Origin of the sequence: Hydrogenophaga sp. (genome assembly GCF_018780075.1) — a bacterium.
Lineage (GTDB): Bacteria > Pseudomonadota > Gammaproteobacteria > Burkholderiales > Burkholderiaceae_C > Hydrogenophaga.
The window spans coordinates 322573-344035 of sequence record NZ_JADMKB010000003.1 but is presented as its reverse complement, the minus strand read 5'-3'; the positions used below and the strand labels follow the sequence as shown (position 1 = coordinate 344035).

The following is a 21463-nucleotide window of genomic DNA, read 5'->3' as shown; positions in this document are numbered from 1 at the left end:
TGCGGTGCTCGGGGTTGCTGATGGTCAGCACCATGGTCTGGCCATGGCTGTGGCTTTTGAGGCTGGCGGTCATGCGGTGTCCGTGTGCGAGGGTTCAGTCTTCTTCATGCATCAGGCTCAAGCCCAGGGCGCCACGGCGGCGCAGCCACGGGGATGGGCGGTAGCGCGGGTCGCCGTACACGGTCTGCATGTTGAAGAGAACCTCAAGCACATTGGTGGGGCCGATGCGATCGCCCATGGCCAGGGGCCCCATGGGGTAGCCAAGCCCCAGCGTGACCGCCACTTCCAGGTCCTTGGGGCTGCAGACGCCTTGCTGACACATGTCGGACGCGATGTTGACGATGGTGGCCACCACGCGCTGGGTGACAAAGCCGCCGCTGTCACGCACCACGCTCACGGCTTTGCCGTCCTTGGCGAACAGGGCGTGTGCCGCGTCGCGCATGTCCGGGCGTGTGGCGGGATTGGTGGCGAGCACGCGGCGTTTGGTGGCAGCGTCGTCCAGCATCATGTCGATGCCGATGGTGCGGGTGGGGTCCAGCCGCTCGACGGCCGCCAGTGTGGTCACGTCCAGCCCCAGCGGCGCCACGAGGATCAGCGCTTGGCTGGATGGTTGCGCTGCGGTTTCAATGCTGGCGCCGAGGTTCTTGAGCAACTGGTACAGCTCAGGTCGGCGCGCCGCCTTGGGCGATACCCAGACCGGCGGCAGCGCCTCCATGGTGGGCACAGGAGGTTCGGCGGGCACCTGGGCCACGCCGTTGTCGTAGACATAAAACCCTTCGCCCACTTTTTTCCCCACCACGCCACCGGCCAGCCGCTGCGCCGTGATCACGCTCGGGCGATACCGCGGTTCGTCGTAGTACTGGCGGTAAATAGACTCCATCACGGGGTGCGACACATCCAGCGCGGTCAGGTCCATCAACTCGAAGGGGCCGAGCCGGAACCCCATCTGGTCCTTGAGGATGCGGTCGATGGTCGCGAAGTCGGCCACCCGTTCACCCACCACCCTCAGTGCCTCTGTGCCATAGCCGCGTCCCGCGTGGTTCACGATAAAGCCGGGGGTGTCTTGAGCCGATACCGGTGTATGACCAAACTGTCGCGCGAATTCCGTCAGCTGTTGACACACCACTGCATGGGTTTTCAGCCCGGCGATCACCTCGACCACCCGCATCAATGGGACCGGGTTGAAGAAGTGGAAGCCGGCGAGTTGCCCAGGACGCTTGAGCGCCGCGCCAATCGCCGTCACCGAAAGCGAGGAGGTGTTGGTGGCCAGCACCGCTTCAGTTGCCAGGATCGACTCCAGCTCAGAAAAAAGCCGTTGTTTGATCTCGATTTTTTCGACAATTGCCTCGATCACCAACTGGCATGGCGCCAGCGCGGACAGCGTGTCCACACAAGACACGCGGGTCAGCATCTCGGCCTGTTCCCCAGGTGTCAGCTTTCCCTTGACCGTCAGTTTTTCCCAGGTGTCGGCCAAGGCTTGGCGCGCGGTGTCGGCCGCGCCGGGTTGCATGTCAAACAGCAGCACCGAGCTACCCGCCTGTGCGGCCATCTGCGCGATGCCTCGACCCATGGCACCGGTTCCGACGATGCCGACGTGTTGAAAAGTAGGTTGCATATGAAAGTAGTATTCAGAGGGAATGAACATCAAGCTATGACAGAATGTTCCTACGAAGAAACGAAGGGGCTTTGACGTGCGCCAGATCTGGATTGGCTCTATTTTGCTATCAACGGCTCTGGGTTCTCCCGCTGCCACGTTGGGCCGACACAGCGGAGCGGTGGTGATTGGCCGTCCGCTTGATGTTCGCGTACAGGCGGTGGGTGGTCCTGATGAAGACGTGTCGGCCTTGTGTATTCAGGCCGACGTGTTTTTTGGAGATACCCAGCTGGCGCCTTCTTCCGTCCGCACGTCGACCCAGCGCAACGCTCCCGATGCCGACGCTACCGTGCGCATCCAGACCACCGTGGCGGTGAATGAGCCCCTCGTCAGCGTGGTGGTGCGCGTTGGCTGTGTCTCTGCGTTCTCGCGCCGTTATGTGTTGTTGGCCGATCCATTGTCCGAACCCGCTGTGGTCCCTGGTTTGCAGTCCACACCGGTGGCAACCGCCAACCCGGACACACTTCCTCCTTTGCCAGCGCTGGCACCAAGGCCCCCCGTTCGCCGTGGTGCTGCGAACCCGGGCAATGGCAGCGCCAGGGCCGATGTGCCGCCCAAAGCTGGAGAAGAGGTGCGCGCTGCCACCTCGAACAAACCGAACAGTGTGGTTCGGCGTCCCGTGGAACCCCCCAGAGACAGCGCACCGCGCCTTCAGCTCGATCCCGTGGACCTGAACCTGGCGATCGAGCGGGATCCTGCGTTGAAGTTGTCGTTGTCCTTGCTCAGCGAGCCCACCACCAACGAGCAGGAGCGCTCAGCGGCAGCCCAGTTGTGGAAAGCCATCAATGCGTCTCCAGAGGATGTTCTGCGTGACGCACAGAAGTTGTCGGTGCTGGAGGCTGAAGCCAAGGGGCTCCGTGAGCTGGAGGCCCGGAACAAGGCCGCACTTGAGGAACTGCAAGGGCAGTTGCAGCAGGCGCGCTACATGACGTGGTTGGTCTATCTGCTGGGTGGGCTGTTGTTGTTGAGCCTTCTGGGCGGGCTCTATGCCTGGCGCCGTCGTGGACGTGCTCCAGCAGCCACCGGGTCCAAAAACTGGTGGGGCTCAGGAGCGGTCGAAAGCCCCAAGGCCTCCGCACTGAAGGCGGGCGTGGCGACCGCTTCTGCCCAAGGTGTCGATATCGACCTGAACCTGGACAGTGAATCCGGTTTTGATGATTTGGGGCTTCTGCACGACAGCAGTCCAGCGCGCGGGACTTCGGTTCTTTCGGCGACAGATCGGCGCGATTTTCCGCCCAGTCAACCAGGCGTGTCGCGTTCAGTGGCCACCGAAGAGCTGTTTGATGTTCAGCAGCAGTCGGACTTTTTTGTGTCCCTGGGTGAATACGATCAAGCCATTGACGTGTTGAAAAACCACCTGAGCGAAAGTCAGGAGCCGAGCGCACTGGCCTATCTCGACCTCTTCAAGCTTTATCACAACCTCGGGCGCAGGGATGAATACCAGAAGCTGCGGGAAGAGTTCAATCACCAGTTCAATGCCGGGGCGCCACTGTTTGACCAGTACAGCGACGAAAGCCATGGTTTGGAGGCGTATGAAACGGCATTTGGGCGAATTCAGGCGCTGTGGCCTCAACCCAAGGTCTTGGATGTCATTGAGAAATCCATCTTCAGGGATTTGAACGACAACGAGGCAGAGGTGTTCGACCTGGAGGCTTACCGCGAACTGTTGTTGTTGTACGCCATCGCCAAGGACATGATCAAGCGGGACTCCGGTAGTTTGTTGACTGGGGCCGACTTCCAGCACACCGCCATCAAGCCATTGAAGGCGGCAGGCAACAAGGCACTGGCCGCTGCCGTGGCCAATGAGTCAATGGATGGGCGTGTCACACAGCCTCTGGACGACTTGCCACACGCGTCACTTCGCCTGGGACTCGATGTGGATCTGGATGCGTTGTCAGAAATGTCGGCTTTTGAAGCTTCGCTTCCCGACGTGGCGGTGCCTGTTGAGGCGACGGCAAAGCCGGCACCGCCACCGGGCAAGAGGGCGTCGAAGGAGCCTGATGGAAATTTGATCGACTTCGAGGTGCTGGATTTCATGCCGCCGGATGATGTTCCAGACGGCAAGGAAGACAGAAAATGAGGTCGGTGGGGTGTTTCCCATGTCGATGACCACATTGAAAAAGCCGGGCTTCCCCGGCTTTTTTCTTTCAGAGCAGGCGCAGATCAACGGCGAACCTGCAATGCGCCCGGATTGACGATGTTCGTCGGCGTTCCTTTGATGAAATTGACGACGTTATCGAACGCTGCCGAAAACAGGGTTTCGTAGTTGTCGAGTTCGACATAGCCAATGTGCGGAGTGCAGATGCAATTCTCCAGCCGCAACAGGGCATGGCCCTGAAGAATGGGTTCAGACTCAAACACATCGACGGCAGCCATGCCTGGGCGACCCCTGTTCAGGGCAGCCAGCAATGCTTCGGCCTCAATGAGTTCGGCGCGGGACGTGTTCACCAGCAACGAAGTGGGCTTCATTTGAGACAGATCGTCCAGCGTCACGCAGCCTGCGCTGCGCTCGCTCAAGCGCAAGTGCAGGCTGAGCACATCAGATTGCTCAAACAAGGCCTTGCGGCTCTCCGCCACTTCGTAGCCATCCGACACAGCCAACGCCCGGGTGCTTTCGCTTCCCCAGATGATCACCCGCATGCCGAATGCCCGACCGTAGGCTGCCACCAACTTCCCGATGCGACCATAGCTCCAGATGCCCAGCGTCTTGCCGTGCAGCACCGAACCGAGACCAAAGTTGGCAGGCATGGAGGATGCCTTCAGCCCGGACTGTTGCCACGCACCGTGTTTGAGGTTGGCGACATATTGCGGAATGCGTCGCATGGAGGTCATGATCAACGACCAGGTGAGCTCGGCGGTGGCGATAGGCGAGCTTTTGCCTTCGGCCACCGCAATGCCACGCTCGGTACAAGCGCTCACATCGATGTGCTGCCCGACGCGTCCAGTCTGGGCAATCAATTTGAGGCGTGGCAATTTCTCAACCAACAGGCGTGAAATCTGTGTCCGTTCCCGAATCAACACCAAGATGTCTGCATCGCGCAAGCGCACCGCGAGTTGACCAACGCCCTTGACCGTGTTCGTGAAGACCTTGGCTGGATAGGGCTCCAGGCGAGCAGCACATTCCAGCTTGCGCACAGCGTCCTGATAGTCGTCGAGAATGACAATGTTCATGAGGGCTATTGTGCCCGCAAGGACCACTCTGGATAGGGTGTGAGAAGGGGGACGTTGGAGCCTTGAGTTTTCTACTGGCTTCAGGTGCACGCGGCGGTTTCAGCTGACGGGTGCTCTTGGGCGGCAAGCCGATCCAGTTCGGCGCACACATCCGCCATGCGACCAGAAATCACCATCCGTGTGTCATTGCGAAGTCCACTGTTCGCAGCACGCATGACCTGCACCCGACAGACGCGGGGTGATGTTGCACCCAGTGGCGCGCTCCCCCCCGTTGCCGTGGTCTCCATGGGTGACATGACCCGATTCCGACCCAGCCAGCCAGCACGGGAAAAACGTTGAAACAGCTGTGGAAGGCCCCGGTGTACGGCGGTTCTGTGCGCGGGGGCAGGCAACCAGCTGTCGATCAGTTGAAGCGGCGCGCGCCAGGTATTGGTGTTGATGCGGATTCCCATGCGAAACTCCTGTCAGGGGTTGAACACAGGCAGGATTCAAAAAAATGGCCATCTGCACAGGGATGTGTCCCTCCGACACAAAGGCCGGATGGACCAAACGCCCGCCACCTGTTGAGACAGCACTGACCCGCTGGGTCAGCTCTGAAAGCTGTTGCGTATCAGGCCCACAGCGAGGCCTTCGATTTCAAATGGCTCGCCGGGCTGAACCAGAATGGTTTTGTAATCCGGGTTTTCGGCATGCAGTTCGATTTGGTGATCGCGCCGCATGAACCGTTTCACGGTCACATCATCACCCAAGCGAGCGACCACAATCTGGCCGTTCTTAGCGTCCTTGGAGGACTGCACCGCCAGAAGATCGCCGTCGATGATGCCGACATCTCGCATCGACATGCCCCTGACCCGCAGCAGGTAGTCGGGCGTGCGCTGAAACAGACTGCGCTCAACGTGGTAGGTCTGATCCACATGCTCTTGGGCGAGGATGGGCGAACCTGCTGCCACCCGTCCGATCAGGGGCAGCATCAGCTGTGTCAGGCTGGGCAGAGGCAGTGTAAGCTGCTGCGCCCGCTGCTCATTGATCGATCTGAGGTCGCTGCTGCGCAGGCGGATGCCACGGGAAGTGCCGCTGACCAGTTCGATCACACCTTTTCGCGCCAGCGCCTGCAGGTGTTCTTCTGCCGCATTGGCAGACTTGAACCCCAGTTCGGAAGCGATTTCTGCTCGGGTCGGTGGTGCGCCGGTGCGCGCAATGGCGTTCTGGATCAATTCCAGAATCTGCTGTTGACGGGCAGTGAGTTTGGGGGGGAACGAATCGATCATGAGAACCTCGTGGTTGGGCTGACAGCGGTGCTGGTTGCGGCACTGTTTTCTTATCCAGTATCTGTATTTTTAACCAGTTTCAAGGGCTTGGCAAGTGGTGATGACAAAAGAAGTGCAGCGTCGGGTGATCCTGGGTACGGGCGGCACCATCGCCGGTCGATCAAACCGTCAGAGCGACAACGTGGGGTATGTGGCCGGGGAGGTGCGGGTAGAAGACCTGATGGCAGGCATTCCCGCGTTGTCCAACATGTCTTTGGAGGTCGAGCAACTCGACCAGATCGACAGCAAGGACATGGGTTTTGGTGTGTGGCAGCGCCTGGCGGAGCGGATTGCCCACCATCTGGCCCGGGAGGACGTCGCCGGTGTGGTGGTCACGCACGGCACCGACACGCTGGAAGAAACGGCCTATTTTCTGGAAAAGGTACTGCGGCCGGTCAAACCTGTGGTGCTCACCTGTGCCATGCGCCCTTCCACGGCGCTGGTGCCTGATGGACCACAGAACCTGCTGGATGCCGTGAACGCAGCGGGATGTGTCGATCTTTCGGGGGTGGTGGTGGTTTGCGCGGGTCTGGTTCACCGTGCGGAGCATGTGGCCAAGGTGCACAGCTATCGGGTCGATGCCTTTGACTCGGGGGATGCTGGCCCAGTGGCCTGCGTTGAAGAGGGCGAAGTGCGCTGGTTTCATCCCCCCCAGCGGGCACTTGCTCACCCCAGCAGCGACACAGCGTTGCTGAAACAGGTCCTCAAAGCAGGCGCGTTGCCGCGTGTGGACATCGTGACGAGCCATGCCGATGCCGATGGCGGGATGGTTCGCGCGTTGCTGGCGGCGGGCATGGTGAACGCTGCACATTTGCCACGTGGCCTGGTCGTGGCTGCGACGGGCAACGGCACTGTCCACCGTGCGCTGGAAGCGGCATTGCACGAAGCGCAGCGGTGTGGTGTGCGCGTGGTGCGAGCGACACGTTGTGCCCGGGGGCGGGTGATCCCCGATGCCGCGAACCCGTTGCGGGACTCCGCCGGCCTGTCACCGGTCAAGGCCCGCCTCGCGCTCGCACTGGAACTCTTGAGCGAATGAGGAGAGGCCGCCCGCAACCACAAAAAACCCGGCCTGGGCCGGGTCTTTTGTTGGACGAAGACTGGGTCAGCGCGACAAGGCCTCGAAAGCACGGGCTGTGATCTCGTCCACCGAACCAGTGCCTGCAATGGCTCGGTATTTGGGGGCGGCACCGGCGTCGGATTTGGCCCAGTTGCTGTAGTAGTCCACCAGCGGACGCGTCTGGGCGCTGTACACCTCCAGGCGCTTCTTCACGGTCTCTTCCTTGTCGTCTTCACGCTGAATCAGCGGTTCGCCGGTGACGTCGTCATGGCCTTCGGTTTTGGGTGGATTGAATTTGACGTGGTAGGTGCGCCCGGAAGCGGGGTGCGAACGGCGGCCACTCATGCGCTCGATGATGGCGTCAAAGGGCACGTCGATTTCAAGCACGTAGTCGAGTTTCACACCGGCGGCTTTCATGGCGTCGGCCTGGGGAATGGTGCGGGGAAATCCGTCGAACAGGAAACCATTGGCGCAATCGGCCTGGGCGATGCGCTCTTTGACCAGATTGATGATGAGGTCATCGCTCACGAGTCCACCGGATTTCATCACGGCATCGGCTTGCTGGCCCAGTGGGGTGCCCGCCTTCACGGCGGCGCGGAGCATGTCGCCGGTGGAGATCTGGGGGATGCCGTATTTCTGGCAGATGAAGGTGGCTTGCGTGCCTTTGCCGGCACCGGGAGCGCCCAACAGAATCAGTCTCATCGTCTTCCTTTTTTCAGCGTTTCAATCGGGACCGCCGGTCTCCGGCAGCGGCTCCCTGCGTCACAGGGAGGGGCGACCGTTTGAGGATAGCATGGGCCACCTCGCCGCTGGCTTACAGCCCGGGCCGTCAACAGCCGGCGACCAGCGCGCGCACGCGCTCCAGATCCTCGGGGGTGTCCACACCCGCGCCTGGCGCTTGAGCCGCAAGGTGCACCGAGATGCGTTCGCCGTGCCAGAGCGTGCGAAGCTGCTCCAGCGCCTCGGTGTGTTCCATCGGCGCGGCCTCCAGCGTCGGGAAGCGGCGCAGGAAGCCTGCGCGGTAACCGTACACGCCGATGTGGCGCAAGGGGGCGGGGGAGGGGAGTCCTGTCGGCGTTCCGCCGGACATGCCATCGCGCCACCAGGCAATGGGCGCGCGGCTGAAATAGAGCGCCGTGCCGTGCCGGTCGGTCACGACCTTGACCACGTTCGGGTTGATGAAGTCGGCCACCCGGTCGATCGCGTGGGCAGCGGTGCTCATCACGCAGTCAGGCCGCCGTTCGAGTTCGTCTGCCACCGCCCGAATCAGCTGCGGATCGATCAGCGGTTCGTCGCCCTGCACATTGATCACCACCGCTTCATCACCGAGAGACAGCAACTCGCAGGCCTCGGCCAAGCGGTCGCTGCCGGAGGCGTGATCGGTCCGCGTGAGCAGCGCAGCGACACCGTGTGCGGCACAGGCCTGCACGATGCGTTCGTCGTCGGCCGCGACCACCACGCTCGACGCCCCGCTCTGACCGGCTTGCCGGGCCACCCTAACCACCATCGGCACGCCGCCGATGTCGGCCAGTGGCTTGTCGGGCAGTCGGCTGGAGCCCATGCGTGCCGGGATCAGCACGCAAAAGCCTGCGCTCTCCGTGGCGCTCCGGTTCATGCAGCGGGTGCGGGGGGGCGCGCAGCCTCCTCGTCGGTCAGGGTGCGCGCTTCGTGTTCCAGGAGGATGGGAATGCCATCGCGCAAGGGATAGGCCAGACGTGCGCTGCGCGAGATCAGTTCCTGTTTCTCACGGTCGAAAACCAGCGGGCCCTTGGTGACCGGGCAGACCAGCAGTTCAAGCAATTTGGTGTCCATGCGCCGATGATAGTCGCGCGTGCGGGAGCGCCGCGAGCCGCTGATCGAGCGCGTCGAAGAAGGCCGGTTCGGGGTGTAGTTGCAGGGGCACGGCCCAGCAGGCGACTGCCCTGTGTTCGCCCGCGTCGGGCAGGAAGGCGAACAGCTTGACAGCGTCCTTTTCCGTGCAGAGCAGGGTGCCCGTCAACGTGGACAGCAGGTCAAGGAAGTGCGCTGGCCCGGCGTGGTCGGGCAGGGCCACCGTGCGGTTCAGGGTCAAGCCGCGTTCACGCAGCATCTCGAAAAACACCTCGGGTCGCGCAATGCCCGCCACCGCCGTCAGGGTTTGGCCTTGCAAGGCCGTCAAGGCGCACCGTTCACCATGGGCACCCAGCGCCTCGTCGGCCAGTCGCCGGGGTGCCCAGTACGCGGGAACACCGTCGGGCAGCGTCAATGGACCGGGTTCTCCGGTGCCCTCGCGCCGCTGGCGCAACACCAGGTCAGGCCCGTAGGACTGACCCGATTTCGGCGGCCAGGGTTCGCGCAACAGGCCAGCGGGAAGCAGCCAGCCATTGCCGGTGCGCCGGTCGTCAAACACGGCCACGGCGATGTCACGTCCCATCGCGAGGTGCTGCAGCCCATCGTCGCAGAGCAACACATTCACCTCGGGGTGTGCCGCCAGCAGTGCACGAGCGGCCAGCACCCGCTGACGGGCCACGAACACCGGAGCGCCGCTGGAACGTCGGATCAGGGTGGGCTCATCGCCGCCTTCGGCGGCCGGGGTGTCGGCCAGCACCTCCCTTGTTTCATGGCCTTGGCGACCATGGCCCCGGGAGACGACGCCAGGTGTCCAGCCGCGCGCCTTGAGGTGTTCAAGCAAGGCCAGCACCGTGGGGGTCTTGCCAGCGCCTCCGACCACCACGTTGCCCACGACGATGACCGGCACGGGCAACCGCTCCGTGCGCAAGATGCCGAGGCTGTAGAGCCATCGCCGGCCGCTGGACAGCGCCCGGTACACGAGTGACAGCGGCCACAGGAGCGCCGCCTGCCAGCCGCGCCGTGCCCAGATCGAGTGCCAGCGGGCTTGCGCATCTGCGCGACTCATGTGGAGGGCGGCGGAAAGGATCAGGACTTGCCGCGCGAGGGGGCTGAGCCCGACTGCTGGGTGGCAAAGGTGATCTGTACCAACCCGGCGCGGCGTGCGGCGTCCATCACGTTGATGACCGACTGGTGGGTGGCCGCGGCATCGGCGCTGATGATGATCACGACATCGCGCGCGTCCTGGGCGGCCTGCTGCAAGGCGCGGGTGAGCACCTCGACACTGGCGCCGTCCAGAACCTCCTGATTGAGCGCATAGCGACCGTCGCTGCTCACCGAGACGATCACTTCCTTGGGCGTGTTGCGCTGGGCCTGGGCGTCGGCCACGGGCAGGTTCACCTGCAGCTGGGTGAACTTGCTGTAGGTCGTGGTGAGCATCAGAAAGATCAACACGACCAACAGGATGTCGATGAACGGGATCAGGTTGATCTCGGGTTCATCGCGGGTGCCCGGGCGGAAATTCATGCTGGCGTCCTTGGTGTGGGCGGGTTGGTCGTCTCCAGGCGCGGATGGGCGCAGATCATTTGCGCAGCGTGACGAGGTGGCGCGCAAAGCGCTCGGAGGCCAGTTCCATGCCCAGCAGGTAGTCGTCCACCCGCGCGCGGAAGTAGCGCCAGAAGATCAAGGCCGGGATGGCCACCATGAGGCCAAAGGCGGTGTTGTACAGCGCGATCGAAATGCCGTTGGCCAGTTGGGCCGGATTGCCGCCGCCGGGCACCGCGCCCATGCCACCGTCGCCGCCCTGGGAGCCGAAGATCTCGATCATGCCGATCACCGTGCCCAGCAAACCGAGCAACGGCGCGGCCGAGGCGATGGTCGCGAGTGCGCCCAGGTAACGCTGCAGTTTGGCGGCCGCCATGCGCCCCGCGCCTTCCAGGCTGGAGCGCAGATCGTCCTCGCTGGCGCGGGGGTTGCTGTTGAGGGCACGGAAACCGCTGGCCAGCACCTCGCCGAAGGCGGAGTTCTGTTCCAGCTGGGTCACCACATCGGGCCCGGGAATGCCGTTGCGCGACACCATGATCGCTTCGTCCAGCAATTTGGGCGGCAGGATCTTGTCGGCTTTGAGACTGATGAACCGTTCGATGACGAGGGCCAGGCCGACCACGGAACAGAAAATGAGTGGCCAGATCGGCCAGCCAGCGGCTTGTATGATGGAAAACAAATCAGGGCTCCAGACAAAAAGCCGCGCTGTCGCGGCCCCAGTGCAATCGCTGGGATTATGTCTCAGGCCCCGGCCCTGTCCGTTCGGCGGCGGGCCCGGTTACCTCGGTGAATCGCATGTTCCAGGAAGACCCTCGCCATGCACAGATTCTGTGGATAACTTTGTGCAGAACCCCCACCCGACCCGCTCCGGTCCCGCAGCCCGACTGGACTTCTACACTTCGATGACAAAACAGGCAGCGCAAACTCCTTTGAAATCAATGGCTTGCTCGCGCGCCTTGGATGAATGCCGTGCTGGACGCCTCAACCCCAGTGTTTGCGCCGTCTGTGGACACAATCAGCCCGGAGACGCCTGTGTCTGAGCCGTTTCCGGCCGCAGAGGCTTCATTGACGCGGCGTGTCTGGGCGGTTGGGCCCCTGATGCGCGCCATTGCAGACACCTTGGCGGCGAGATTCAATCCCGTGGCGGTGCGCGGCGAGGTTTCTGGCTTTTCACGAGCGGCGAGTGGCCATTGTTACTTTTCGCTGAAGGACGACAGTGGCCAGGTGCGGTGCGCCATGTTCCGGCGTGCGGCCGAGCAGCTGAATTTCGTCCCTCGTGATGGCCTGCTTGTCGAGGCGCAAGGCAAACTGGATGTGTATGGCCCGCGGGGTGATCTCCAGCTGATCGTGGACAGCCTCAAGCCCGCGGGGCAGGGCGCGCTGTTCGAACAATTCCTTCGCCTCAAGGCCAAGCTGGAGGCCGAGGGGTTGTTCGACGCGGCGCGCAAGCGCCCGCTGCCCCCCCAGCCGCGCAGCATTGGTGTGGTCACTTCACTCGGGGCCGCAGCGCTCAGGGACGTGGTCACGGCCTTGCGGCGTCGCGTGCCTCACATCCCGGTGTTGATCTTTCCCGCCGCGGTGCAGGGCGCGCAGGCACCTGCCGAGCTGTGCAGCGCCCTGGAAACCGCGTACCAACGCCACCAGGCGCAAGGGGAGAGCGAAGTGCTGCTGGTGGTGCGGGGCGGTGGATCGCTGGAGGACCTTTGGTCGTTCAACGACGAGGCGCTGGTGCGTACCCTGGCGCGTGCACCGATGCCGGTGGTGTGTGGTGTCGGCCATGAAACCGATTTCACCCTCGCCGATTTCGTGGCCGACCTGCGTGCGCCCACGCCAACCGCGGCGGCCGAGCTGTGCGCGCCCTCGCGTGAGACCCGGCTTGGCGAACTGGCCTACCTTCAGGAGCGCATCGGCGAAGCCGTTTACAGCGCCATCGATCAGCGCGCCCAGCGCCTGGACCGGTTGGCGCAACGGCTGGGCAGGCCCTCGGGCCGCTTGCACTACAGCCGCCAGCAGCTCGCCGGTGCGCAGCACCGCATGCAGAGCGCCATGCTGCTGTTCCGACAGCGCCAGAACCACGAGCTGGACGTGTTGGAGCGGTCTCTGCCCTTGAGCGCGCACCGGGCGCTGGAGGTTCACGCGCGGCGGATCGAGCACTGCGGGGCCGCCCTGGCGCTGCTCGATCCGCGGCTGGTGCTGGAGCGCGGTTATGCGTTCTTGACCGATGCGCAGGGGTTGGCCATCACGCGCAAGAGCCAGGCCCGCCCCGGACAACCGCTGCGTGCCTCGTTGGCCGATGGTGAACTGGGTGTCACGGTCGATCGTTGAGACCGCTTCGTGGGCTTCGGCGCGCCGCCTGCAGCCCGGCCCCGTCTTGCCTACAATGCCTCAGCGCCCTTCGGCCGGACGTCTCGCCGACCGACCCTTTTTCACTTTCCATACAAGAGGACCCCACATGGAACACACCCTGCCCGCACTGCCTTACGCGATCGACGCCCTCGCGCCGCACTACTCACAGGAAACGCTGGAGTTTCACCACGGCAAGCACCACAACGCCTATGTGGTCAACCTCAACAACCTCCAGAAGGGCACCGAGTTTGAAGCCATGGACCTGGAGTCCATCATCAAAAAGTCCAGCGGCGGCGTGTACAACAACTCGGCCCAGATCTGGAACCACACCTTCTTCTGGAACTGCATGAAGCCCAATGGCGGCGGCGAGCCTTCCGGCGCACTGGCCGCGGCCATCAACGCCAAGTTCGGCAGCTATGCCGCCTTCAAGGAGGCCTTCGTCAAGAGCGCCGTGGGCAACTTCGGTTCGGGCTGGACCTGGCTGGTGAAGAAGGCCGACGGATCGGTGGACATCGTCAACATGGGCGCCGCCGGCACCCCGCTGACCACCGCCGACAAGGCCCTGCTGACCGTGGACGTGTGGGAACACGCCTACTACATCGACTACCGCAACATGCGTCCCAAGTTCGTCGAAACCTTCCTCGACAAACTGGTCAACTGGTCCTTCGCCGAAGCCAACTTCGCCTGATCGGATTTTCTGGTCGCACAAAGGGCTCGAAGGCCATGCCTTCGGGCCCTTTTCTTTTGACGGTGAAAAAAAGTCGGACTATTTTCCCGTTATTTTCGCTATATGGGATAACGATTCAAATTTCAGGTTTGAGGTCAGAGGACTGAAAGCAAAATCTCACACCATCTTCAGGTTCGGCCGATCCTCGTGCGGATCAGCGGGATTCCAACAACGACATCAGGAGCCATCTCATGAGCACCCAGCCCTCCACCATCATCTACACGCTGACCGACGAAGCACCGCTGTTGGCCACCAGCGCTTTCCTGCCCATCGTTCGCACGTTCACCGAGCCGGCCGGTGTCCATGTGGAAACCAGTGACATCTCGGTGGCTGCGCGCATCCTGGGCACGTTCCCGGACTACCTCACCGAGGAGCAGCGGGTGCCCGACTACCTGGCTGAGCTTGGCAAGCTGACGCTGCAGTCCAGCGCCAACATCATCAAACTGCCCAACATCAGCGCCTCTCAGGGCCAGCTGATCGCTGCGATCAAGGAATTGCAGGAGAAGGGCTATGCCGTGCCCGATTACCCGGAAGTGGCCAAGACGGAAGAAGAGAAGGCCATTCGCGCGCGCTATGCCCGCTGCATCGGCAGCGCCGTGAACCCCGTGCTGCGTGAGGGCAATTCCGACCGCCGCGCGCCGCGCGCCGTGAAAGAGTTTGCGCGCAAGAACCCGCACAGCATGGCCGACTGGAGCCAGGCTTCGCGGTCGCACGTTTCGCACATGCACCACGGCGACTTCTATCACGGTGAAAAGTCGATCACGCTGGACAAGGCCCGTGACGTCAAGATGGAACTGATCACCACCAGTGGCAAGACCATCGTGCTCAAGCCCAAGGTGTCCCTGCTGGACCGGGAGGTCATCGACAGCATGTTCATGAGCAAGAAGGCGCTCATGGAGTTCTATGAGAAAGAGATCGAAGACGCCTACAAGACCGGCGTGATGTTCTCGCTGCACGTCAAGGCCACCATGATGAAGGTCTCGCACCCGATCGTGTTCGGTCACTGCGTCAAGATCTTCTACAAGGAAGCGTTCGAGAAGCACGCCAAGCTGTTTGAAGAACTGGGCGTGAACGTGAACAACGGCATGGCCAACCTGTACGACAAGATCTCCACGCTGCCGCAAAGCAAGCAGGACGAGATCAAGCGCGACCTGCATGCCTGCCACGAGCACCGCCCCGAACTGGCCATGGTGGATTCGGCCAAGGGCATCACCAACTTCCATTCGCCCAACGACATCATCGTGGACGCCTCGATGCCCGCCATGATCCGCAATGGCGGCAAGATGTGGGGCGCCGACGGCCGCCTGAAGGACGTGAAGGCTGTGATGCCCGAGTCGACCTTTGCCCGCATCTACCAGGAGATCATCAACTTCTGCAAGTGGCACGGCGCGTTCGACCCCAAGACCATGGGCACGGTGCCCAATGTCGGCTTGATGGCCCAGCAGGCCGAGGAATACGGCTCACACGACAAGACCTTTGAGATCTCCGAAGACGGCGTGGCCAACATCACCGACCTCGCCACGGGCGAAGTGCTGCTGAGCCAGAACGTGGAGCAAGGCGACATCTGGCGCATGTGCCAGGTCAAGGACGCCGCCATCCGCGACTGGGTGAAGCTGGCCGTGAACCGTGCGCGGAATTCGGGCATGCCCGTGGTGTTCTGGCTGGACCAGTACCGTCCGCACGAGGCGCAGCTGATCACCAAGGTCAAGATGTACCTGCACGAGCACAACACCGCCGGGCTGGAAATCCAGATCATGAGCCAGGTGCGTGCCATGCGCTACACGCTGGAGCGCGTCATCCGCGGTCTGGACACCATCAGCGCCACCGGCAACATCCTGCGCGACTACCTGACCGACCTGTTCCCCATCATGGAACTGGGCACCTCGGCCAAGATGCTGTCCATCGTGCCCCTGATGGCCGGTGGCGGCATGTACGAAACCGGTGCGGGCGGCTCGGCGCCCAAGCACGTGCAGCAGCTGGTGGAGGAAAACCACCTGCGCTGGGACTCGCTGGGTGAATTCCTCGCGCTCGCCGTGTCGCTCGAAGACCTCGGCATCAAGACCAGCAACAACCAGGCCAAGATCCTGGCGAAGACGCTGGACAGCGCCACCGGACAGCTGCTGGACAACAACAAGAACCCGTCGCCCAAGACCGGCCAGCTCGACAACCGCGGCAGCCAGTTTTACCTGGCCCTGTACTGGGCCCAGGCCCTGGCGGAGCAGACCGACGATGCGGCCCTGGCGGCCCGGTTTGCGCCGTTGGCCCAGCAACTGGCCGACAACGAGCAGACCATCGTGGCCGAGCTCGCGGCCGTTCAGGGCGCTCCGGTGGACATCGGCGGTTACTACAAGCCGGACTTCGACAAGCTCGCGAAGGTGATGCGCCCCAGCCAGACGCTGAACGCAGCGCTGGAAGCTGCGGCCAAGGCCTGATCGGCCACGGGTTCGGCCACTGGGTGCCCAGCCCAGTGGGTGGAGCACCCGACAGAAAACAGCCCGGATTCGCGTCAGCGGTCCGGGCTGTTTTTGTTCATGAACGCGAAGTCAGCGGCGGGGCTCGAACAGCGGCCCGCTGAGCTTGGCGCCCGCTTTCAATCCCCGTTTGGTGAACCAGCCCTGGTTCATTTCCAGCACGTAGCGCACGGGCTTGGCCGAACAGTGCGAGTCCTCGGTCTGCGGCTTCATGTCGGCCAGATTGACGATGGTGCCGTCGTCGGCCACAAAGGCCGCGGTGAGCGGCAGCAGGGTGTTCTTCATCCAGAAGCACTGCCCGGCGGGTTCCTCGAAGACGAAGACCATGCCCTCGTTGGCGGGCATGTCCTGGCGGAACATCAGCCCGATCGACCGCTGCTCGGGGGTGGCGGCCACCTGGGCCTGGATCAGGTGCATGCCGGCGGTCAGGGTCACGCGCGGCAGGTTGGTTTGCGGCCCGTCACGGGACCACGCTGGCCCCGACACGGTCACGAGCAGGGCGGAGAGAAGGGCGAGCAGTCTGTTCATGGGGAACGGGTGATGGTCACGGAGTTGGGGGCATTGTGCTTCATTCAGCAGACGGGTTTTCCCTTGAAATGAGGGTCATGCGGCCAAAAAATGAGCACTAGAATTTGGCGGTCTGATCCTCAGATGACGCTGTCATCGCAAGGTTCACACGCCTCTTGCCATTTCTTCCAACCGGAGTCCCGCTCTCATGTACCAGCACATCAAGGTGCCCGCCCAGGGCCAGAAGATCACCGTCAACGCCGACATGTCGCTGAAGGTGCCGGACGAGCCGATCATTCCCTACATCGAGGGCGACGGCACCGGTCTGGACATCACGCCCGTGATGCTCAAGGTGGTCGATGCCGCGGTCGCCAAGGCCTATGGCGGCCAGCGGAAGATCCACTGGATGGAGGTGTACGCGGGTGAAAAGTCGACCCAGGTCTATGGCCCGGACGTGTGGCTGCCCGAAGAAACCCTGAAGGTCTTGCGGGAGTACGTGGTGTCGATCAAGGGTCCGCTGACCACGCCCGTGGGCGGCGGCATCCGTTCGCTGAACGTGGCGTTGCGCCAGGAACTCGACCTCTACGTGTGCCTGCGCCCGGTGCAGTATTTCAAGGGCGTGCCTTCCCCGGTGAAAGAGCCCGAGAAGACCAACATGGTCATCTTCCGCGAGAACTCGGAAGACATCTACGCCGGCATTGAATACGAAGCCCAGTCCGACAAGGCCAGGAAGCTCATCAAGTTCCTGATCGACGAGATGGGCGTGACCAAGATCCGCTTCCCCAACACCTCGGGCATCGGCATCAAGCCGGTGTCGAGCGAAGGCACCGAGCGGCTGATGCGCAAGGCCATCCAGTACGCCATCGACAACGACAAGCCCAGCGTGACCATCGTGCACAAGGGCAACATCATGAAGTACACCGAAGGCGGCTTCCGCGACTGGGGCTATGGCCTGGCGCAAAGCGAGTTCGGTGCCGAGCTGATCGACGGCGGCCCGTGGTGCAAGTTCAAGAACCCGAAGACCGGCAAGGACATCGTGATCAAGGACGTGATCGCCGACGCCTTCCTGCAGCAGATCCTGCTGCGCCCGGCCGAGTACTCGGTGGTGGCCACGCTCAACCTGAATGGCGACTACATCTCGGACGCGCTGGCGGCGCAGGTCGGCGGCATCGGCATCGCGCCTGGCGCCAACCTGTCCGACACCGTGGCCTGCTTCGAGGCCACCCACGGCACCGCGCCCAAGTACGCCGGCAAGGACTACGTGAACCCCGGTTCCGAAATCCTGTCGGCCGAGATGATGCTGCGCCACATGGGTTGGAAGGAAGCGGCCGACTTGATCATCTCCAGCATGGAAAAGTCCATCCTGTCCAAGAAGGTGACCTACGACTTTGCCCGGTTGATGGAAGGCGCCACCCAGGTCAGCTGCTCGGGTTTCGGTCAGGTGATGATCGATAACATGTAATCTCGTTTCCACCAGGTGTTCCTGGTCGCAAGAAGGCCTCGTTTCCCCTAGGATCGGGGCTTTTTTGTTGCCCGGCGTTGCGTGGGGTTGGTCTGCATTGCGGCTCCACGGCTCCATGAATTGCTCCATGGTGCAGAATATGGAGCCATGCCAGCGACCTCTCGCCGGTTTCATGGAGCCATCCATGGCAGCTCGCAGTGTCAACTACGCCCTTCGTGCGACGGTCATCAACGCGGCCAAACCCAAGGCCAAACCCTACGTCCTGACGGATGGTGGGGGTCTTTATGTCGAGGTACTGGCCACGGGATCGAAGGTTTGGCGTTACAGCTACCGGCTCGGCGGTAGCCGGCCGAAGTTGACGATCGGCCCATATCCCGAGATCGGCATTGCCGATGCGCGCGACAAGCATGCAGAGTTGCGCGCGTTGGTGGCCAAGGGGGTAGACCCGATCCGGTACACCCGGGAGACAACGGCTCAGCGGGAAGCGGAGGACCGTGCACGCATCACGTTTGCCTCGTTCGCCAAGCAGTGGATCGCCGATACCCTGTTCTATCGGTCCGAGAGCTACAGAAGCCAGACGATCCGTCTGCTGGATGCTCACATCAATCCCACGATTGGGGAAACGGCCTTGGCAGAGGTGAAGCCGGTGCACGTGCTGACCATCGTGGAGACGCTCAAGCATGTGCCGACAACAGCTGATCGCTGCAGGGCACTGATTCAGCAGATCTTCAACCACGCGATCCGAAAGCTGCTGGTAGACAGCAACCCGGCCGTGGCGATTCGGGGCGTCATCAAGGTGCCGCCCAAAACCCACCATCGGCACTTGTCGGAGAAGGAACTGGCCGCTTTTTGGAAGAAGGTCGGAATGCAGCATACGGCCAGTGCCGTGACCGTCTATGGGGTCAAGTTGCTCATGCTGACCATGGTGCGCAAGTCCGAATTGCGGCTGGCAAAGTGGGGCGAGTTCGACCTGGGGGCACGCATATGGGACATTCCCGCCGCGCGCATGAAGATGCGTAGCCCGCACCGGGTCTACTTGTCGGAGCAGACAGTCAACCTGCTGCAGGAGTTGAAGAAGATGTCAGGGCATGGCGAATATGTGTTCCCGATGCGATTCCTGGGAGGGCAAGGCAAGCCAATCTCGGACGCCACGCTCAACCATTTCATCAAGCGTTTGGATTTTGGGGTGCCTGAGTTTTCACCGCATGGAATGCGGGGGACAGCAGCCACTTTGTTGCGGGAAAACGGGTTCTCCCGTGATGTGGTGGAAAGGCTGCTTGCCCACCAGGAGCGCAGTTCCGTCGTGGCGGCCTACACCCACGCTGAATACGCTGAAGAGCGTCGCAGAGCCTTGCAGTGGCTGGCGGACCGGATCGACAAAATTACGACGTAGATGTTCCCAGGCTGCGGACCGCCTCGATCTCCCAGACCCGCGTGGAGGTTCCGGCGAGTGAGCGGCCTGCCGGCGCTTTGCCCGACTTCACCCACCGGTGCCAGGTGCTTCGGTCGATCGGCAGGATGCCGGCATAGCCGCGTCTGGGATCGCGGCAGATGTCCGAACTGCGCACCAGTGCACCTGGCGGGTAGCTCGTGATGGGTCTGTACGACGGTTCCGACCTTTCGTTTTTCATGGCATGGCTCCTGCGCGCGGTCATCGAGCGCCTGATGCCATTGTCAAAAGTGAAGTCGTAGAAGAAAACTCGCCACGGCGTAGCAGGGCGTAGCACCAAGGTGTCATAGGAGGGTGGTCGTTGCACGGTCCATCAATACTCCACGGGAGGAGTTGGTCGGCTGGACCTAGGTAGAGGTCGCCGTTGGTACTGGCGGGGCTGGTGGAGCCGCATGGCGACGGTATTCAGCCAAGCCCTTCTTGAAGCCCCGATCCCGCGCCATGAAGGCCTCCAGCATGTGCGGGATCAGCGCCAGGGCATCGGTAGCCTCGCCGTAGGTCTGCGCGTGCAGCGCGGCGTAGCGATCCAGCTCCGCCTTCAAGGTGGCAGAGCATGAGAAGGTCAGCTTGACGCTCTCAGTCTTGGGCAGTGGCCCCAGGCGAAGTTGACGGTTCGTGCTCATCGCGGCACCCCTCGGACGAAAAACAGCGGCTGGTAGGGCCGCAGGACCAGGTCGCGGTTGACGATGACGCGCATGGGCAAGCCCGGTCGAGCGGTCAACGTCGGCTGGATGTTCAGGTTGCGGCGGGTCACCTCCTGGCCGATCTGGTTCACGCTGTCCTGCAGGCTGTCGCGGCCGGCGATCACGATGCGGTTGCCGTCTTGCCGGTTCTCGGGTGCGGCCAGCTCTGCGCCGATGCCCAGCAGCGAAGTCAGCGCAGCTCCCGCGAACACCCGATCCCAGTGCCAGTCCACGCCATCTTCGAGGCCGGCTCGACCAGCAGGGTCGGAGCCCACCAGGTTGTCCAGCGTCAACGACGATGTGTCGGGCAGGATGACCCGGTTCCACGCCACTTGCACACGGCTCTGGCCAAAGCTGACCTGATTGTTGTAGCGGCCGAGGATGCGCGAGCCCTGGGGAATCAGCAGGTACCTGCCAGTGGCGGTGTCGTAGACCGGCTCGGTGACCGTGGCGATCACATCGCCTGGCAGGTCGGACTGGATGCCGGTAACCAAGGCCCCGGAGATCACGGTGCCAGCCATGACCTGGTACGGCGAAGCGGGCAATTGCAGAGATCCGGAATTGCGTGTTTCCGTAGAGCCGGACTTCTGGAAAGCCTCTTTCTGGTCTTGTCGGTTTTGTGCAGTCGTAGCGTCGGCACTGCCGGCCTGCGCTGATGTGGAAATCGGGCCAGCCGCCATCGGGTCGAAGCCGGCCAGGTTGCTCGGTGTAGTGCTGGTAGCGGCAGGCGCTGCAGCGGGAGACGAAGCAGCGGCACCGCGCTGCCCACCACTGCGAAAGAACACCGACGCCGCAGCGGCCTGCTCGGCCTCCTTGCGCTGGGCATCGCGCTCCGACGCAGCCGGATCACGTCCCGATGGCGAATAGCTCGGCACCACTGGCTGCTGCGACTTGACGATGGCTGGCCCCAGATCGCCAGGCAAGGGCGGTCCGAGTTCGGGCACGGCCGCGGGTAGCGGTGGTGGCAGTTTCGAATAGTCGGCGGGCAACTTCCCAAGTCCTTCCGAACGCGATACCCGATCCACGTTGAACAGTTCGGCGGGATCGTTCGCTTCGCGGCGCGCGTTCGGTTGCAGCGACCACACCGTCGCTCCCAGCACCCCCAAGCCCAGCAGACCCGCCATCAGCGCGAGGCTGCGGCGATTCAGGCGGGTCACCGGTTGCGGCTGCGCCCGCAAGGCAACCGACTCCGGCGACACCTTGGCTGCTGTGGGGCGGTCGCTGGCGCCTGAAGGGGCGGAATCGTTCGTGGTCAT

General features: G+C 62.8%; 20 protein-coding genes. 7 read left to right on the top strand and 13 right to left on the bottom strand.

The annotated features are described in order from the left end of the window. Nucleotides 1–94 precede the first annotated feature (94 nt). A complete protein-coding gene (locus IV088_RS01845; protein WP_291097076.1) occupies nucleotides 95–1615 on the bottom strand; it encodes a 3-hydroxyacyl-CoA dehydrogenase in 1521 nt (506 codons plus the stop codon). Nucleotides 1616–1778: 163 nt separating this feature from the next. Between IV088_RS01845 and IV088_RS01840 the strand changes: the two genes are divergently transcribed. Further along, entirely contained in the window at nucleotides 1779–3734 is a 1956-nt protein-coding gene (locus IV088_RS01840) for a hypothetical protein (protein WP_291097054.1), read from the top strand. Nucleotides 3735–3817: 83 nt separating this feature from the next. Here the strand turns inward: IV088_RS01840 and IV088_RS01835 are convergent, their stop codons facing one another. The 3 genes from IV088_RS01835 to lexA form a co-directional block, all read right to left on the bottom strand. Further along, on the bottom strand, nucleotides 3818–4825 hold the full coding sequence (locus IV088_RS01835; protein WP_291097052.1) for a D-2-hydroxyacid dehydrogenase family protein: 1008 nt from the start codon (nucleotides 4823–4825) through the stop codon (nucleotides 3818–3820). A gap of 80 nt (nucleotides 4826–4905) precedes the next feature. Then, nucleotides 4906–5277 (bottom strand): hypothetical protein, encoded by a 372-nt coding sequence (locus tag IV088_RS01830; protein ID WP_291097050.1) that lies wholly within the window; start codon nucleotides 5275–5277, stop codon nucleotides 4906–4908. Nucleotides 5278–5412: 135 nt separating this feature from the next. Next, complete coding sequence (gene lexA, locus IV088_RS01825) at nucleotides 5413–6093, bottom strand: transcriptional repressor LexA (RefSeq protein WP_291097048.1); 681 nt, start codon at nucleotides 6091–6093, stop codon at nucleotides 5413–5415. A 100-nt stretch (nucleotides 6094–6193) separates the two neighbouring features. Here lexA and IV088_RS01820 point away from each other — a divergent pair, with 100 nt between their 5' ends. Then, entirely contained in the window at nucleotides 6194–7168 is a 975-nt protein-coding gene (locus tag IV088_RS01820; RefSeq protein WP_291097046.1) for an asparaginase, read from the top strand. Nucleotides 7169–7234: 66 nt separating this feature from the next. Here IV088_RS01820 and adk read toward each other — a convergent pair whose 3' ends face one another. The 6 genes from adk to IV088_RS01790 form a co-directional block, all read right to left on the bottom strand. Beyond that, nucleotides 7235–7891: an adenylate kinase gene (gene adk / locus IV088_RS01815; RefSeq protein WP_291097044.1), complete on the bottom strand. Its 657-nt coding sequence runs from the start codon at nucleotides 7889–7891 to the stop codon at nucleotides 7235–7237. 127 nt (nucleotides 7892–8018) lie between these two features. Then, nucleotides 8019–8804, bottom strand: a complete 786-nt coding sequence (kdsB, locus tag IV088_RS01810) for a 3-deoxy-manno-octulosonate cytidylyltransferase (protein WP_291097042.1) — start codon at nucleotides 8802–8804, stop codon at nucleotides 8019–8021. Beyond that, entirely contained in the window at nucleotides 8801–9001 is a 201-nt protein-coding gene (locus tag IV088_RS01805; protein WP_291097039.1) for a Trm112 family protein, read from the bottom strand. Before IV088_RS01805 ends, kdsB begins: the two co-directional genes overlap by 4 nt. After that, complete coding sequence (lpxK, locus tag IV088_RS01800) at nucleotides 8982–10085, bottom strand: tetraacyldisaccharide 4'-kinase (protein ID WP_291097037.1); 1104 nt, start codon at nucleotides 10083–10085, stop codon at nucleotides 8982–8984. The genes IV088_RS01805 and lpxK overlap by 20 nt, the downstream gene beginning before the upstream one ends. Nucleotides 10086–10105: 20 nt before the next feature. Further along, a complete protein-coding gene (locus tag IV088_RS01795; protein ID WP_291097035.1) occupies nucleotides 10106–10543 on the bottom strand; it encodes a biopolymer transporter ExbD in 438 nt (145 codons plus the stop codon). A gap of 55 nt (nucleotides 10544–10598) precedes the next feature. Beyond that, the gene (locus IV088_RS01790) at nucleotides 10599–11240 is read right to left on the bottom strand and encodes a MotA/TolQ/ExbB proton channel family protein (RefSeq protein WP_291097033.1); all 642 of its coding nucleotides are present in this window, start codon (nucleotides 11238–11240) and stop codon (nucleotides 10599–10601) included. 419 nt (nucleotides 11241–11659) lie between these two features. Here IV088_RS01790 and xseA point away from each other — a divergent pair, with 419 nt between their 5' ends. The 3 genes from xseA (at nucleotide 11660) to IV088_RS01775 (ending at nucleotide 16066) form a co-directional block, all read left to right on the top strand. Further along, nucleotides 11660–12886: an exodeoxyribonuclease VII large subunit gene (xseA, locus tag IV088_RS01785; RefSeq protein ID WP_367171557.1), complete on the top strand. Its 1227-nt coding sequence runs from the start codon at nucleotides 11660–11662 to the stop codon at nucleotides 12884–12886. A gap of 127 nt (nucleotides 12887–13013) precedes the next feature. Beyond that, the gene (locus IV088_RS01780) at nucleotides 13014–13595 is read left to right on the top strand and encodes a Fe-Mn family superoxide dismutase (RefSeq protein ID WP_236965491.1); all 582 of its coding nucleotides are present in this window, start codon (nucleotides 13014–13016) and stop codon (nucleotides 13593–13595) included. Nucleotides 13596–13825: 230 nt separating this feature from the next. Beyond that, nucleotides 13826–16066 (top strand): NADP-dependent isocitrate dehydrogenase, encoded by a 2241-nt coding sequence (locus IV088_RS01775; RefSeq protein ID WP_291097021.1) that lies wholly within the window; start codon nucleotides 13826–13828, stop codon nucleotides 16064–16066. 111 nt (nucleotides 16067–16177) lie between these two features. Here the strand turns inward: IV088_RS01775 and IV088_RS01770 are convergent, their stop codons facing one another. Continuing rightward, the gene (locus IV088_RS01770; RefSeq protein WP_291097018.1) at nucleotides 16178–16633 is read right to left on the bottom strand and encodes a DUF192 domain-containing protein; all 456 of its coding nucleotides are present in this window, start codon (nucleotides 16631–16633) and stop codon (nucleotides 16178–16180) included. A gap of 187 nt (nucleotides 16634–16820) precedes the next feature. On the opposite strand from IV088_RS01770, the gene icd reads away from it, so the two are divergent. Together icd and IV088_RS01760 are read left to right on the top strand one after the other, a co-directional pair. After that, a complete protein-coding gene (gene icd / locus IV088_RS01765) occupies nucleotides 16821–18074 on the top strand; it encodes an NADP-dependent isocitrate dehydrogenase (RefSeq protein WP_291097016.1) in 1254 nt (417 codons plus the stop codon). Nucleotides 18075–18258: 184 nt separating this feature from the next. Continuing rightward, nucleotides 18259–19467 carry an integrase arm-type DNA-binding domain-containing protein gene (locus IV088_RS01760; protein ID WP_291097014.1) on the top strand — a complete coding sequence of 403 codons (1209 nt, stop codon included), beginning with the start codon at nucleotides 18259–18261 and terminating at the stop codon, nucleotides 19465–19467. Nucleotides 19468–19871: 404 nt separating this feature from the next. On the opposite strand, the gene IV088_RS01755 is transcribed toward IV088_RS01760, so the two are convergent. Together IV088_RS01755 and IV088_RS01750 are read right to left on the bottom strand one after the other, a co-directional pair. Next, a complete protein-coding gene (locus IV088_RS01755; protein WP_291097011.1) occupies nucleotides 19872–20147 on the bottom strand; it encodes a DUF2274 domain-containing protein in 276 nt (91 codons plus the stop codon). Continuing rightward, nucleotides 20144–21463, bottom strand: a complete 1320-nt coding sequence (locus tag IV088_RS01750) for a TrbI/VirB10 family protein (RefSeq protein WP_291097009.1) — start codon at nucleotides 21461–21463, stop codon at nucleotides 20144–20146. Before IV088_RS01750 ends, IV088_RS01755 begins: the two co-directional genes overlap by 4 nt.